The sequence below is a fragment of the Flavobacterium sp. GL_143 genome (assembly GCF_057834355.1).
On the sequence record NZ_CM174401.1, the window covers coordinates 298,510 to 315,572 of the forward strand.

The window sequence follows — 17,063 nt, forward strand, 5'->3', positions numbered from 1 at the left end:
TTATCATGAAAAAATTATTCCTTATTTCATTGTTGGTTTTGTTCATTCAAGTAACATTTGGGCAAACAAAAACAATAACCGGAACTGTAAAAAACAAAGCGGATGGGATTCCTATTCCTGGAGTGAGTGTCCTTATTCAGGGAACTGCAAAAGGTAGCTCTACTGATTTTGATGGTAACTACAGTATCGCAATATCACCAGGAGAAAGCCTTAGCTTTAGCTACATGGGTTTTGAAACTAAGGTGGTAAAAATAGAGGGACAACAAAAGGTTAATGTTGATCTTTCTGAAACCGCTTCAAAATTAGACGAAGTAGTTGTCGTAGGGTTTTCTTCTCAGAAAAAAACCAACGTAACTGGTGCTGTTGCGTCTATAGATGTTGCTAAAACTATTGGCAGCAGACCTTTAACTGATATAAGCAAGGCATTACAGGGTACTACGCCTGGTGTAAATGTTAGTTTTAACTCAGGGAATATTAATCGTATGGCAAAAATAAACATACGTGGATCTGGAACTGTGAATGTTAACGGCTCTGACGATCCTTTAATATTGGTTGATGGAGTTCCTACAGATTTATCTCTTATCAACCCTAATGATGTAGCAACGATGACAGTACTTAAAGATGCAGCTTCGGCTTCTATCTATGGTGCTCGTGCCGCTTTTGGGGTAGTACTTATTACTACAAAAGGAGGAAAAACAGGAGAAGGAAAAGTTAGATTTTCTTATAGCGGAAACACTGCTTTTACCAATCCGATTTCTACATTACAATTCTTAGACCCTACAGACGAAATTCCTGGACTAATTGCTGCAGGAACGCGTACTGATGGTTCTACACCAGAATTTTTTGGAGCAAATTACAACACTTTACTTGCCGGAATTAAAACCTGGAAAGAGAAATATGCAAACAATCGTACTAGCAATGAAATGGTTTATGGTGAAGATTGGGAAATTAAAAATGGTACTCCTTATTTCTACAGAGTTTGGGATGCTAATAAAGAAATGTATGCAAAAAATGCGCTTCAAACTTCTCATAATTTCTCTGCTCAAGGTAATCTGGGAGATAAAAGTTCATTCTTTGCTTCGTTTGCAATTACAGACCAACAAGGTATGTTAAGAGTAAATCAGGAAACTAGAAAGAGAACAAATATCAATTTAGGATTTACTACAAAATTAACGGATTGGCTTACAGGAGATTTCAAAGTAATGACTATTCGCAGTACTTACGATCAGCCATTTAACTATTATGGTGGTTCTGGTACTGATGATACAAAATATGGAGGTTATTTTGGTTACGCACTTCGTTGGGGACAATATACTCCAAACTTCGGAACCTATAGAGGATATAATTTCCGTACTGCCGGAGGGTATTTATCTAATGCGTCTATGAACGAAAATGATCAATACAATAACAGGTTAAGTGCAAAATTTACAGCCGAAGTTATAAAAGATCTTAATATAATTACTGAGATAAGCAGTGTTACTGATTATTACTCCAGAAAACAAAACGGAGGTAAATTTCAGGCTTGGGATAGCTGGTCATCTATGCCATACGACGCTACAACAATACAAACAGCTACACCTGCAACTCTTGAAGCAGGAAATGATTTTGTAGCACAATCAAAAGCAGAAACAAGAACAAATGTTGTTAATATTTATGCGAACTATAAAAAGCAATTTAACAAACATAATTTAAAATTCTTAGGAGGTTTTAACTCAGAGTGGCAAGATTTTTCTCGTACATATGCAAGAAGAAACACACTTTTAGACAAAACAAAACCAGAATTTAATCTTGCTGTAGGAGAACAATTTGTTTCTGGAGCTACAAATACTGATTTGAACCCAGATGTAACAGCTTATTCAATCGCAGGTTTCTTTGGTCGTGTAAATTATGACTATAACGGAATTTACTTATTAGAATTAAACGCTCGTTATGATGGTTCTTCTAAATTCCCTACAGACCAACAATGGGGATTCTTCCCTTCGGCATCTATAGGATACAAAATTATTAATGAGAGTTTTATGGAAGGTACACGCAGATGGTTAAATGACCTTAAATTACGTGCATCAATGGGATCTATAGGAAATCAAAACATTGGTAACAATGCTTTCTTATCTATCATGAAAACTAAAAATCCTTCGTGGATAAATGGTGGAGCAGTATTACCTCCTTCAACAGAATTACCAACTAACGTTGACCCATCATTAACTTGGGAAAAAGTATATACAAAAGACATAGGTATAGATGTGAGAATATTTGATATGCTTGGTGCTTCGTTTGATTGGTACCAACGTGATACAAAAGGAATGCTTGCCCCTGGTATAACGCTTCCAGGTTCTTTTGGTCAGGATGCAGCTAAAACAAACTCAGGGAACATGAGAACAAGAGGATGGGAACTATCTTTAAACTTTAATAAACAATTAAGCGAGAGTGCTTCAGTTTTTGTAGATGTTGCTTTATCTGATTACAAATCGGTAGTTACTAAATGGAATAATAGCTCTAAATTATTAACTACTTATTATGACGGATATGAAATTGGTCAAATCTGGGGTTTAACGAGTGACAGACTTTTACAATCTAATGACGTGTTTACCAATAACGGTAAAACGGTAAATGGTGTTGACTATTCTAAAACTATGCTTGGTAGTTTTAAATACGGACCTGGAGACGTACATTATGTAGATACAAATGGTGATGGTGTTATATCACGTGGAGCTGGAACTGCAGACGATCATGGAGATTTAAGCAAAATTGGAAATACAACTCCTCGTTACAAATACGGAGTAACTTTAGGTGGAAAATATCGTGGTCTTGACATTTCTGGTTTCTTCCAAGGGGTTGCTAAACGTGATTATTGGGCTGCATCAGATGCTGTTTTACCTTTCTATCGTGCACCTCAACAAATGTATGCAAACCAATCAGACTATTGGACACCAGAAAATACAGGAGCTTACTGGCCAAATCCTTATTATGGTAGCGAATCGACAGCTTTTGGAGGTAGTACTGAAGGTATGAATAACTTCGTAACTCAAACAAGATACTTACTTAATATGTCTTATTTACGTCTTAAAAATGTTACTCTTGGTTATTCTTTACCAAAAGAATTCATCAAAAAAGCAGGGTTAGAAAAATTAAGAATATATGCTTCGGGTGAAAACTTAGTGACTTGGGCAGATAGCCGTCTTCCTGTAGATCCTGAACTTGACGAATCGGAAATCTTCTGGGGAAGAGCTTATCCTTTTACCAAAACATGGTCTTTTGGTGTTGAGCTATCTTTCTAATACTAACAATTCAAAAATTTTAAAATGAAAAAATCAATTATAAAATCCAAATTACAGCTGATGTTTGCAGCAACTATAATGGCAATGAGCGCCGTTGGTTGTTCGGACTACCTGACAGATGAGCCTGCAGATAAATTTACAAACGAGAACTTCTGGCAATCTGAAGACAACGTAAAAACATTTTCATGGCTTAATTATGATACTTTTTTTGGTTACGGCAACGGGACAACAATTGGAGTTTCTTCTTTCTATTTCCATGGCACCGACTCTAAAGTAGATGATAACCTGGCAGCTTATACTTTTTTTCAAATGCCTGTTACAGCAAGTACTACCAATAAGTATTCCTGGGATGAATTTTACACACTGATTCGTCGTTGTAATTTAATGATAGAAAAAGTACCTGGCGTTCCTATGGCAGAGGTAAAAAAGAATCATTATTTAGGTGTAGCTAAATTTTTCAGAGCCTATACATATTTCCGTTTAGTACAAAAAATGGGAAATGTTCCATACACCGATAAATTTTTAGCTCAGAATGATCCTGAGGTATATTCTCCTTCAATGCAAAGAGCTGAAGTTATTGATAGAGCTATTAAAGATATGGAAGAAGCTATAGACTTGTTACTTCCGGTAGATGATAAAAATACTACTGTTAATAAATATACCGCTTATGCTGCTTTAAGTAACATTTGTATCTACGAAGGAACGTACAGAAAATATCATTTAGGTCAAGATGGAAGCGCTTATCTTAACAAAGCCAAAACAGCATCACTTGCTGTAATGAATAATGGTGGTTATAAATTAAACTCAGATTGGAAATCTCTTTACAACTCTGTTGAATTGGCTGGTAATACAGAGGTGATACTTACAAAACGTTATTTATCAAACGTATTGATGCATTCTCTTCAAAACTACACCAATACGTCAACCATACAATATGGTTTAACAAAATGGGCTGCAGATAGTTATGTGACCACAAATGGATTACCAATACAACAAGCAGGAAACAGCCAATACACAGGTGATGATGACATTACAAAAACTTTTGCTAACAGAGATCCTCGTTTTGGTAAAACTGTAAATCCTACTAATTATGGATATAAAGGAAAACCTTTTAGTGCTGCTACATTAGTTTCAATGTCAGGATATGTATTCGAATTATACAACAACCCTGCAACAACAGGTCCCGATGTTACTACAGGAGGACGTAATTATACTGATGCCCCTGTATTTACTTTAAGCGAAGTATATTTAAATTATGCCGAAGCTTGCGCAGAACTTGGTACTGCTACAAATACTGATCTTGATATGTCTATCAATAAAGTACGTGCCCGTGCAGGAATTGCGCCTTTAACTACAGACGGGACTAATGCTTCTGCTGGAGGAATACAAATTAATGACCCAAGAAGAACGGCTACTTTAGAGCAAATCTCAGGTTCTGTTAGCCCTCTTATATGGGAAGTACGTCGTGAGCGTCAAATTGAATTTATGAGCTGGACAACGCTTAGACAAATGGATATTTACCGTTGGAAAAAAGGAGATTACCTTGATACTTCAAAAAATATAGATGTAAATCTTGGAGCAAGAATAGGTACACCTGTTGGAACACAAGTTATAGTAGATGGTAACGGATATATTAAATTATACCCAGCAAATGCAAGAACCTTTGAAGCCAAACATTATTTATTGAATATCCCAACAAACGATATCGATTTGTACAAAGCTCAAGGGGTAGAATTAAAACAAAACCCAGGTTGGTAATTCAGAATCTCAAAAACTGAATACTAACAAAATAATAAACTACCTCTGGTCATGGAAAACTCCAGAGGTAGTATTTTAAAATTATTATTTCGTACAACGAAGACATCGTTTAATAAACCGACGAAAATAAAATCCTAGTCTGATAAACTCAGATAAACGCTACTACAATAAACCACACAACAACAATCAAAAAAATACAGAATACCAATCAAATAATAATCTAACTTTATTTAGTCAATTTCTGCCTTCTAACTATTAAACTGTAATTTAAAATGATAAAATTCATAGCTAAATGTGTTATTGTAGCATCAATGTTTTACACAACATCATATTCCAGTTCATTACAAACAATTACAAAAAACAACACTCAAGAATTAAACGCACCGGCAATTAAAACCGGAGCCGATAATTATGAAAAATACCTACCCTTATTAAAAGATAAAAAAGTAGGAATCGTTACAAATCAAACAGGGATTTTGACTAACAAAACTCACCTGGTAGATTTTTTATTAGAGAAAAAAATTGCTGTTCAAACCATTTTTGCTCCCGAGCATGGGTTTAGAGGAACTGCCGATGCTGGCGAACATGTTGTAGACGGAAAAGATCCAAAAACCGGACTATCAATCATTTCTCTTTACGGAGATAATAAAAAACCAAAAGCAGCACAATTAGCAGGAGTCGATGTTATGATATTTGATTTACAAGATGTTGGAGCACGTTTTTACACCTATATTTCTTCTTTGCATTATGTGATGGAAGCTTGCGCAGAAAATGGGATTCCGCTTATTATTCTTGACAGACCAAATCCTAATGGAGGTATTGTCGATGGGCCACTTTTAGAAAAAGAATTTACAAGTTTTGTGGGTATGCACCCTATCCCACTGCTTCACGGGATGACTATCGGCGAATATGCTCAAATGATTAATGGCGAAAAATGGCTTAAAAATGAAGTACAATGTAAGCTAACCGTTATTCCTTGTGTCGATTATAACCGAAAAATGGAATATAGCTTGCTTGCAAAACCATCGCCAAACTTACCAAATGATCAATCTATAAACCTATACGCAAGTTTATGTCTTTTTGAAGGAACTAATGTAAGTATGGGGCGTGGAACCGAGAAACAATTCCAGATTTATGGTTCTCCTTTTTTAACAAAAACTAATTTTAGCTTTACTCCTAAACCAAATTTTGGAGCCAAAGACCCACTTTATAATGGGAAAGAATGCTTTGGTGAGGATTTAACATCTTATCCTAAACTAACACGTTTAGAATTAAAATGGTTGATTAAAGCTTACCAAAACACTAGTGATAAAACTAAATTCTTCAATCCTTTTTTTACAAAACTTGCTGGAACAAAAAAATTGCAACAGCAAATTGAAAGCGGAATTTCTGAAGATAAAATTAGAAAGACCTGGCAAAAGGATTTAGAAGCATTTAAAAAAATGCGCACAAAATACCTAATCTATTAAATCATACCCTTATTTATTGTCAAATAAATTCTGGACTGTTTTTTATGATGCCCAATCATAAAATATGTTCCAAACAAAATTAAAAAATTAAAAAAATTAGCTAAAAACAAAATAAAATGGCAAAAATAAATCCCGATACAGAACGTGAATCACTTTACTCTAATTTAGATAAAATGAGCACAAATGAATTGCTTACCAATATAAATAATGAAGATAAAAAAGTAGCCGAGATTGTCGAAAAACAAATCCCTACTATTGAGAAATTAGTAGATGCTATTGTTTCTAAAATGAAACTTGGCGGAAGACTATTTTATATCGGCGCAGGTACATCTGGAAGAATCGGTATTCTTGATGCTTCTGAATGTCCTCCTACTTTTGGTGTTCCAGACAATTGGATTATTGGTATTATAGCTGGAGGTGATTCGGCCATTAGAAAAGCGGTAGAAAATGCCGAAGACGATATTGATCAGGCTTGGAGAGATTTATCTGCCTATGATATTTCGAGTTTAGATGTCGTTTTAGGAATCGCAGCTTCAGGAAATACTCCTTATGTTATTGGAGGATTAAAAAAAGCAAGAGAAAATAATATCATTACAGGGAGTATTTCTTGTAATAGCGCAAGTCTTATTTCTAAAGAAGCCGACCATCCTATAGAGCTAATTGTAGGGCCAGAATTCCTTACAGGTAGTACAAGAATGAAAGCGGGAACATCTCAAAAACTAGTCTTAAACATGATTTCAACATCTGTTATGATTAAACTAGGAAGAATTTACGGTAACAAAATGATAGACATGCAATTGTCTAACAAAAAACTAGTACAAAGAGGTGTAGAAATGATTGTAGAAGAACTTCATATTGATGAGAAACTAGCTTCAGAATTATTAAAAAAACACAAAAGTGTAAGAGCCGTTTTATTGGCAGAAAATAAAGATCTGGAAATTTAATAACCAAACTAATCAAAATCTTTTATAGATTTATACACGTTGGATATAACTCATGAAAATTTCATTTAACACATAGAAACATAGATTTTATGTGTAAAAAAATACGAAGAGAAATACATTTCTTTCACATAGCAAACTCTGTGTGTTTTAAACAAGTGAAACGCCTTTTTTAAGATTACAAAATCTATGTTTCTATGTGTTAAAAATTAATTACGCCCAACAAGTAAATTTATAAAATACTAAACCACAAAAGATAAAATGACACCAAGTACTATCCTTCTTCTTATTATCATTTATTTCGGAACACTATTCTATATCTCGCATAGAGTGAGCCGAAAGGATGATGGAAATGATGCTTTTTTTACAGCCAATAAAAACTCAAAATGGTATTTAGTTGCTTTTGGGATGATAGGAACTGCTCTTTCTGGAGTAACTTTTATCTCTGTTCCTGGAGAAGTTGGTGCTGCGAGTGGTGAACAATTCAAATATTTTCAGTTTGTATTAGGTAATGCAATCGGATTTATAATAATTACAAAGTTATTATTACCGCTTTATTACCGAATGAACTTAACCTCTATTTATGGATATATAGAACAACGAATGGGGTTTTACAGCTATAAGACTGCAGCTTCTATTTTCCTGATTAGTAGAACCGTTAGTTCAGCATTCAGACTATACTTAGTGGTAATTGTATTACAGCGTTTTGTATTCGATTTTTATGGTATTCCTTTCGCTTTTACAGTATTAATGTCCTTAATTCTTATTTTTTCTTACACGTATAGAGGTGGACTAAAAACCATTATTATAACAGATACGTTACAAACGTTTTTCTTAGTTACCTCAGTTTTTCTTACCATCTATTTTATTTGTGATCGTATGGATTTAAGTGCTATTGGTGCTTTTGAAGAAGTTAAAAATAGTAATTACTCTAAAATATTTTTCTTTGATGATTTTCTAGGAAGCAAATTTCATTTTATAAAACAAATATTAGGAGGAATGTTTGTTACTATAGCAATGACAGGACTTGATCAAGATTTAATGCAAAAAAACCTGAGCTGTAAAAACATTGGCGAAGCACAAAAAAACATGTTTACCTTTACAGGAATCTTCGTTATAATCAATATCTTCTTTTTGAGTGTTGGAGCTTTACTATACATTTATGCTAATAAAAACGGAATTGCAATTCCAACAGATTTAATTACAGGTAAACCAAGAACCGATTTACTTTTCCCAGAAATTGCCTTAAATCATTTAGCCACAATTCCGGCAATTGTATTCTTATTAGGAATTATTGCTGCAACATTTGCTACGACAGATTCAGCATTAACAGCATTAACAACTTCTTTTTGTGTTGATTTCTTAGGCATGGACAAAGCCGAAAATAGCAATAAGAAAAACTCAGTACGTACAAGACACTTGGTTCATATCAGCTTCTCAGCATTGATTTTCTTCGTAATAATCATCTTTAATTCCATCAATGATAGTTCAGTAGTTGGGATGATATTTAAGGTCGCATCCTACACTTATGGTCCATTATTAGGATTATATGCATTTGGATTGTTCCAAAAATCAAGAAATGTAAATGATAAACTCGTTCCATTTATCTGTTTATTATCTCCTTTCTTCACGTATTTAATAAATGAAAATTCAAAAGTATTGTTTGCAGGATATGTATTTGATAATGAATTAATCGTGCTAAATGGTTTAATAACTTACTTAGGATTATTCCTGACAAGCTCACGCAGTAGCGAAAAAATAAGTTTTTAAAACCACCTTAAAAACAAAACTAATTAACTAATCAATTGAACGCTTTTAAATAAGCTAGAGCCTGTTTAAAATTTAAACAGACTCTAAATATTCAATTGCCAAAAAATAATGATATGAAAGATTACTTTATAAAAATTAGCCTTTGTGCCACATTTTTATTTTTAATCACCAATTGTGGCGTTTCCAGAAAAAACAATACAGTTACAGATTCAAAAAATGATACCTCCCCAGCAGATACAGTAGTTTATGTAGCTCCAAGTAAATCCGAAAAGAAAACATTCTTTAAAGATTCAGACAGAGAAACTGCTTGGGTAGATAGTATTTACAATAAAATGTCGGTTCAGGAAAAAATAGGTCAACTATTTATGATTTCTGCCTATTCTAACAAAGATTCTGTTCATACCAATCAAATCAATAAATTAGTTCAAGACTATAAAGTAGGTGGAGTTATATTTTTTCAAGGAGGTCCTGTTCGTCAGGCCAAATTAACCAACCAGTATCAATCTAAAGCAAAAGTTCCTTTGTTCGTAGGGATTGATGCCGAATGGGGATTGGGTATGCGATTAGACTCAACTTATCGTTACCCTTGGAATATGACTTTAGGCGCAATTCAGGATTTAAGTTTAATTGAAAATGTTGGAAGAAACATGGCCAATGAAAACAAACGAATCGGAATCCATTTTAATTTCGCTCCAGTTCTTGACATCAACACCAATCCTAAAAATCCTATTATCGGAAACCGTTCATTTGGTGAAGACAAAGTTAATGTAAGCGACAAAGCCATTGCCTTAATGAAAGGGGTACAAAGTCAAGGTGTTTTTAGTACCGGAAAACACTTCCCTGGACATGGAGACACCTCAACAGATTCTCATCACGCATTGCCTTTGGTTAATTTCACAAAAGACAGACTTGAATTAGTCGAATTGTATCCGTACAAACGAATCTTCGACGAAGGTTTAGTATCGGTTATGGTTGCCCATCTTAATATTCCAAGTCTGGAACCAACACCAAATCTTCCATCTTCTGCTTCTTATAATGTAGTAACTAATCTGCTTCAAAAAGAATTAGGCTTTGAAGGTTTAATTTTTACAGATGGTCTAGCGATGAAAGGCGCAAGTAATTTTAAAGGCCCTGGGGATCTGGAAATTGCCGTACTACTTGCAGGAAATGACATTTTGCTTTGTTCAGAAAATGTTCCTGTAGCATTCCAGAAACTTGAAGTTGCCTATAACGAAGGTGTTATTACCGAGGAACGTTTGGCACATTCGGTAAAAAAAATATTGCATTATAAATTTAAAGCAGGATTAAACAAATACAAACCTATCGATATGGCAAACATATACGACGAGCTTAATCCGCCGCAAAATGATGCTTTGCACTATAAATTATACGAAAACGCTATTACCGTTTTAAAAAATGAAAAGGAAATACTTCCTATCAAAGATTTAGGACAAAAGATAGCGTATGTAAAACTAGGAGAAGATGTTAATAGTGATTTTGTTACTACTTTAAAAAAATACACAGAAGTTACCGAAGTAGCCAACACGAACATAGATAGCTTAAATAAAGAATTAAAAAAATACGATCTTGTTATTATTGGTTTTCACAAAGTAAATAAAACTTGGGAAAAACAAAATTTCACAGATACTGAACTGATTTGGTTACAAGAAATTGCAAAACACAACAAAGTGATTTTGGATATTTTCACAAAGCCCTATTCACTATTGCCAATCACTAATTTTGATGATATCGAAGGATTAGTAGTTTCCTATCAAAACTCAGATATCAGTCAGATAGTTTCGGCAGAATTATTATTTGGAGCCATCCCTGCCAAAGGAAAACTACCCGTGTCTATCAATACATCTTTTAATGTAAATGATGGTTTAACTACCGAAAAAATAAATCGTTTGGGTTTTACAAAGCCAGAAAATGTAGGCATGAATCCGCTTATTTTATCTAAAATTGATGCTATCGCACAAAAAGCAATTGATGGAAAAATGACTCCGGGAATGCAGGTACTTGTAGCTAGAAAAGGAAGTGTTATTTTCCAGAAATCATACGGTAGTCAAACCTATGATAATACCCGAAAAGTTACAAACTCAGATTTATACGATGTAGCTTCGATTTCAAAAATGATTTCGACATTGCCTAACGTAATGCAATTGTATGATAATGAAAAAGTAAATCTGGATACCAAATTAAAAGATATGGTGCCGCTTTTCGCGAAAACAAATAAAGAAAATATCAGCTTCAAGGATTTACTAACTCATTATGCAGGGCTTCAGGCTTGGATTCCGTTTTACAAAGCAACGCTGGATAGCGAAGGAAAACCTTCGGCTAAATACTATCGCAGAGTAGCCGAATCTGATTTTTCTACAAAAGTTGCAGACAATCTTTTTATTAGAAATGACTATCACGACACCATCATGAAAATCATTGCCGATACTCCCTTATCCTTAAAAAAAGAATACAGATATAGCGATTTTACCTTTATTATCCTGAAAGAATATTTAGAAAGAAAAACGCATAAGAAATTAGAAGTACTGAGTCAGCAAAATTTTTACAACACACTCGGAATGAACAATACGCTTTACAATCCTTTAGACAGATTTGATAGAAGTAACATTGCTCCTACCGAAATTGATAATTATTTCAGACACCAGGTTATTCAGGGATATGTACACGATATGGCAGCAGCAATGGAAGGCGGAGTTGCGGGTCATGCTGGGATTTTCTCCAACGCTATGGATGTTGCTAAAATGATGCAACTATTTTTACAAAAAGGAAATTATGGTAATAAACAATATTTCTCCAAACAAACATTTGATGCCTTTAATACTTGCTATTACGCTGACAAAGGAGTACAAAGAGGTTTAGGTTTTGATAAAAGAATAAACGAAAAAGGTCCTACGTGTGCCTGCGTTTCTCCATCTAGTTTTGGACATACCGGATTTACTGGAAACATAGCTTGGGTTGATCCAGAAACAGAAATTGTTTATGTATTTTTATCCAATAGAACCTATCCCGAAGTTATTAATGATGAGAATAAATTAGCTAGAGGAAAAATCCGAGAAGATATTCAGCAAATAATTCAGGACGCTATTATAAAATAAAAAACAGTTCTATTTATATCAATCAAAGGTTAAATAAAACCTGTATTAAATTTAACCATATAAGAAATATAAGTTCATATTAGAGTCTCCTCAAAATACAGCTTAAATGAACTTACATTACTTACATGGTTTAAAAAGGATATTAAAATGAACTTTTAAAAACAAAAATCATGAACACAAATCTGGAATCACTGTATAAAATTGCTCAAAAACCTTCCCGAACTATTATCGGATTAATGTCTGGTACTTCTTTAGATGGTCTTGATGTGGCTCTATGCGAAATCTCTGGTTCTGGTGAAAACACCGAAGTTCAATTAGTACAATTCGATACCATTGATTATTCTGAAGAAATAAAATCAGAAATCAGAACCGTATTTGCTAAACAAACCATTGATTTTCAGAAACTGGTTTTATTAAATGAATGGATTGGGGTTCTTCATGCCAACATGATTTTGGAATGTTTAGAACGTTGGGGAGTTCCAACAGATAAAGTAGATTTGGTAGCCTCGCATGGTCAAACTGTTTTTCATGCACCTAAGATTTTACACCAACAAGAAAAGTTCCCAAACGCTACTTTACAAATTGGTGACGGAGATCATATTGCTGTAAAAACTGGAATTATAACACTGTCAGACTTTCGTCAAAAGCATCTTGCTGCAGGAGGAGAAGGAGCTCCACTTGCCGTTTATGGCGATTATTTCCTCTTTGGAAAAAAAGGAGAAAATCGTATTATGCTTAATATGGGCGGAATTGCAAATTTTACCTATTTGCCATCAAGCAGTAATCCCGAAGAAGTTTTTGTTACCGATACAGGAACCGGAAACACCTTAATCGATGCCTTTACCAGACTTTCATTTCCTGATAAAGCCTATGATAAAGATGCCGAAATCGCGAAACAAGGCAAAGTAAACAATTCACTTTTAGAAGCTTTAAAAGCCGATGAGTTCTTCCTTGCCTCTTTCCCGAAGACTACAGGTCCAGAACTTTTTAATATAGAATATGTTAAAAAAGCTCAAACCCAAAGCAATACAAACGATATTTCTGTTGAAGATTTATTGGCAACCCTAACCCGATTTAGTGCCGAAACGATAGCCAGCGCCATACACACAGCTATAAAGAACACAACACATCCTGTTGAAAGTTTTACGATTTATATGTCAGGCGGAGGCGCACATAATCCATTATTAGTAAGTTGGCTAAAAGAACTATTGCCTTGTACTTTTTTAAATACCGATGTTTTAGGAATCTCAGGAGATGCAAAAGAAGCAATACTTTTTGCGATTTTGGCAAATGAAACTGTTTCTGGTGGAACATCAGATTTTGGAACACGCAAAGGAATTCCGTCTGTATCGATGGGTAAAATTTCTTTTCCAAGTTAAAATAAAGAACCAGTAAAACTTCAACCGTATGAACACAAATATTACAAATGAATTTTAAACACGAATTCCACGAATTGACACGAATTAGTTTGTGGAATTAATTTCACAAACTAAGTCAACCATTAAAATTTGTGTCAATTCGTGTTTACTTTTTGTACTTATATCCATACAGTAGATTAAAAGTTTCACTTTTAAATAATAAAATAAACCAAACCAATGACAAAAGAACGTTTAATTTCACTAGATGTATTTAGAGGATTTACGATTTTATTAATGACTATTGTTAATAATCCAGGAAGCTGGGCATCTATTTATCCCCCTTTAGAACATGCCGAATGGCACGGCTGTACTCCTACCGATTTAGTTTTTCCCTTTTTTATTTTTATAATGGGAACAGCAATCCCGTTTGCAATGCCTACAAAACATTTTGACTCAGGAGTTTTTAATAAAATTTTGGTTCGTTCCTTACGAATATTCTGTTTAGGATTATCTTTAAATTATTTCAGCCGAATTCAATTGTTTGGACTAGAAGGAATCCCTTTGTTACTTCTTAGATTAAGTATAACATTTGCAGTAGCCTATGCCCTTTTAGGAAACTTTACTTTAAAAGTTAAAACATATCTTGTTTTTGGAATCTTTGCTTTATTATTATTCCTAGCATATAGTAAAATAGAAGCTTTTGAGGACGTAAGAATCCCTGGTGTTTTACAACGTATCGGAATTGTATATTTCTTTACTTCGCTATTATATCTAAAAACAAATTTAAAAACGCAACTTCTGGTTACAGCTTCAATTTTGTTGATTTACTGGATTTTGATGGCTTTTGTTCCTGTTCCAGGATTTGGCGCTGCCAATTTTGACAAAGGAACCAATCTGGCTGCTTGGTTAGACAATTTACTCTTGAATGGGCATTTATGGAGCTTCTCTAAAACTTGGGATCCAGAAGGAATTTTAAGTACTTTACCAGCTATTGGTACAGGAATTCTCGGAATGTTCATAGGACAAATACTAAACTTACAGATTACAAAAACCGAAATTCTAAAAAAATTAGCAATCTCAGGAATTGTACTCTTAGTTATCGGTATGCTTTGGAACATAATATTCCCAATAAACAAATCACTCTGGTCAAGTTCTTATGTTTTATATACCGCTGGTATAGCTACAATATGCTTAACCATATTATACTATATAATAGATGTAGCAAACTATAAAAAATGGACTAAACTATTTTTAATTTGGGGAGTAAATCCAATGATTGTTTTTTACTTTTCGGGGATAATTCCTAGAGTTTTGAGTTCTATTAAAGTTCAAAGTCCAGATATAGCTACAGAAGAAATCAATCTTCAAGCCTTGATTTACAAATTTGGAATTACGCCTTGTTTTGAAAATCCACTAAATGCATCATTAGCTTATGCAATATCATACGCCATTTTTTGGTCACTTATACTTTGGGTTTTCTATAAAAAGAAACTGATTTTTAAAGTATAAAACATATAGTAAAGTTTTTTTAGTTTTTTGTTTTCTTGGATTGCCACGAATTGCACGAATTTTCACGAATCAGAACATTCACTATGTTCAATTAGCATAAAAAATTAGTGCACTTCGTGGTAATCCTTTTCATAAAGAAATCTATAAAATCATTTTAATCTGTGGCTAAAGACATAGTCAAGAATACATTTTAAAAACACCAAAATGAAATTGAAACGATTGTTATTTGGATTGTTATTTATCGGACTTCTTTTCTCCTGTTCATCGAACAAGAAAAAAGACAATTCCTCAATTACATCAAATAGCAAAAAAGTTTTAATACGGGAGGATTTTAAAAAATATTTTGATAATTGTAATGTCGAAGGCTCGATTGCGATTTATGACAATAACAATCATAAATGGATTTTATCCGACACTATCAATACAAAAAAGGAAACGTTACCAGCATCGACATTTAAAATCATTAATCTGCTTATTGCATTAGAAACAAAAACTATTGCTAGTGAGAATGAGATAGTGAAATGGCCCGGAAGTACCGATACTATAAAATATGATTATCGCCCTACTATTTATCATGATATAACGGTAAAAGAAGCTTTTGAAGTTTCGGCAGGTTGGGCGTTTATAGAATTAGCTAAAAAAATTGGCAAAGCCAATTACAAAAAATATTTATCCCTTTGCAATTACGGTAATCTTGACCTCTCACAAACGGATGCTGACTTTTGGAATTTTGGTGCTTTCGGAATCTCGCCAATCAATCAAGTTGAATTTCTCAAAAAATTCTACGAAGGAAACCTTCCTTTTTCTAAGCGAAACATCGAAATAGTAAAAAAGGTCATGATAACCGAACAAAATCCAGAATATACTATTCACTCCAAAACTGGCTGGACTAGAGAAAATGAAATCAATACGGGTTGGTGGGTTGGCTACATCGAGAATAAAAACGGAACTTACTTTTTTGCAACACGCCTTATACAAGACAGAAAATTAAATAGTACTAATTTCGGTCCTTGCCGAAAAGATATCACGAAGTCCGTGTTTAGAGATTTGGGGATTATAAACCCCTAACCTATTCATCTTTTGTTATCCGTTTTTTAGCAAATCTCAAAACGACTATTACTAGAATATCTAATACTATAGATCCTGCTATACTTAAATCTGTTTCGAGTGGTATTTTGTGGCCTGAACCATGAGCAAGAAACCAAATTACGGCAAAAAATACAAGTAAGATGTAAAACAATACCAACACAATATTAATTATGATTTTCATTAATTATTCTCTTTATTTTTAAATTTTAAATTATTCGCAAAAAACATTTTATATTTTTCCCTTGAATACTCACGTCACTCATATATCATAGGTTACCCTAATCCAAAACATAAATATCTATCTCAATTTCGGCACCTAACCTATTTACTACCTCTAAGAAATCTCTATTAAAAGACATTACAACTCCATTATCCTTCACTATTTCTAATACTATATCAAATTTTATTGCCAATTTATTCTTCTTCTTAAACAATAGTATCTTCTCTACTTTTTCATTAAATAACTTAACAAACTCATTTGATATTTCTTCAAAGTATATTGTCTCAATATTATTGATAGAATATTCCCAAGCTGACTCTATTCTTTTCTTTTCTTTCTTGTTATTTTTTATTAAATCTCCTTTGTTCCAGCAAGCTGTCGGTGATATTCCGACAAGTTCAGTAAATTCATTTGAATTAAATACATCTCCATAGATTGAAAAAATTAATTTTATATGTGTTTTGGCAACCATGTATTTAAATTTTATAGATTTTTAAAGTAATTTTTATGAAATGTGATAATCTAAAAAGAATTTTTATAATATTAAATCTAAAACAA

At 33.4% G+C, this 17,063-nt stretch carries 10 protein-coding genes; 9 read left to right on the forward strand and 1 reads right to left on the reverse strand.

Annotated elements, in window-relative coordinates:
- Positions 1-5: 5 nt before the first annotated feature.
- The 9 genes from AC3IPI_RS01180 (at position 6) to AC3IPI_RS01220 (ending at position 16,264) form a co-directional block, all read left to right on the forward strand.
- Positions 6-3,278, forward strand: a complete 3,273-nt coding sequence (locus AC3IPI_RS01180) for a SusC/RagA family TonB-linked outer membrane protein (protein WP_489156610.1) — start codon at positions 6-8, stop codon at positions 3,276-3,278.
- Between the two features lie 24 nt (positions 3,279-3,302).
- Positions 3,303-5,036, forward strand: a complete 1,734-nt coding sequence (locus AC3IPI_RS01185; RefSeq protein ID WP_489156612.1) for a RagB/SusD family nutrient uptake outer membrane protein — start codon at positions 3,303-3,305, stop codon at positions 5,034-5,036.
- A gap of 272 nt (positions 5,037-5,308) precedes the next feature.
- Positions 5,309-6,505 (forward strand): exo-beta-N-acetylmuramidase NamZ family protein, encoded by a 1,197-nt coding sequence (locus AC3IPI_RS01190; protein WP_489156614.1) that lies wholly within the window; start codon positions 5,309-5,311, stop codon positions 6,503-6,505.
- Between the two features lie 116 nt (positions 6,506-6,621).
- On the forward strand, positions 6,622-7,449 hold the full coding sequence (gene murQ, locus AC3IPI_RS01195; protein ID WP_039119813.1) for an N-acetylmuramic acid 6-phosphate etherase: 828 nt from the start codon (positions 6,622-6,624) through the stop codon (positions 7,447-7,449).
- Between the two features lie 258 nt (positions 7,450-7,707).
- Positions 7,708-9,216 (forward strand): sodium:solute symporter, encoded by a 1,509-nt coding sequence (locus tag AC3IPI_RS01200; RefSeq protein WP_039111542.1) that lies wholly within the window; start codon positions 7,708-7,710, stop codon positions 9,214-9,216.
- 113 nt (positions 9,217-9,329) lie between these two features.
- The gene (locus tag AC3IPI_RS01205) at positions 9,330-12,329 is read left to right on the forward strand and encodes a serine hydrolase domain-containing protein (protein WP_489156617.1); all 3,000 of its coding nucleotides are present in this window, start codon (positions 9,330-9,332) and stop codon (positions 12,327-12,329) included.
- 170 nt (positions 12,330-12,499) lie between these two features.
- Positions 12,500-13,708 carry an anhydro-N-acetylmuramic acid kinase gene (locus tag AC3IPI_RS01210; protein ID WP_489156619.1) on the forward strand — a complete coding sequence of 403 codons (1,209 nt, stop codon included), beginning with the start codon at positions 12,500-12,502 and terminating at the stop codon, positions 13,706-13,708.
- A 216-nt stretch (positions 13,709-13,924) separates the two neighbouring features.
- Positions 13,925-15,196, forward strand: coding sequence for an acyltransferase family protein (locus AC3IPI_RS01215; RefSeq protein WP_489156621.1), 1,272 nt, complete (start codon positions 13,925-13,927; stop codon positions 15,194-15,196).
- 204 nt (positions 15,197-15,400) lie between these two features.
- Complete coding sequence (locus AC3IPI_RS01220) at positions 15,401-16,264, forward strand: penicillin-binding transpeptidase domain-containing protein (RefSeq protein ID WP_489156623.1); 864 nt, start codon at positions 15,401-15,403, stop codon at positions 16,262-16,264.
- 299 nt (positions 16,265-16,563) lie between these two features.
- On the opposite strand, the gene AC3IPI_RS01225 is transcribed toward AC3IPI_RS01220, so the two are convergent.
- Complete coding sequence (locus AC3IPI_RS01225; RefSeq protein WP_489156625.1) at positions 16,564-16,977, reverse strand: DUF4279 domain-containing protein; 414 nt, start codon at positions 16,975-16,977, stop codon at positions 16,564-16,566.
- Positions 16,978-17,063 lie beyond the last annotated feature (86 nt).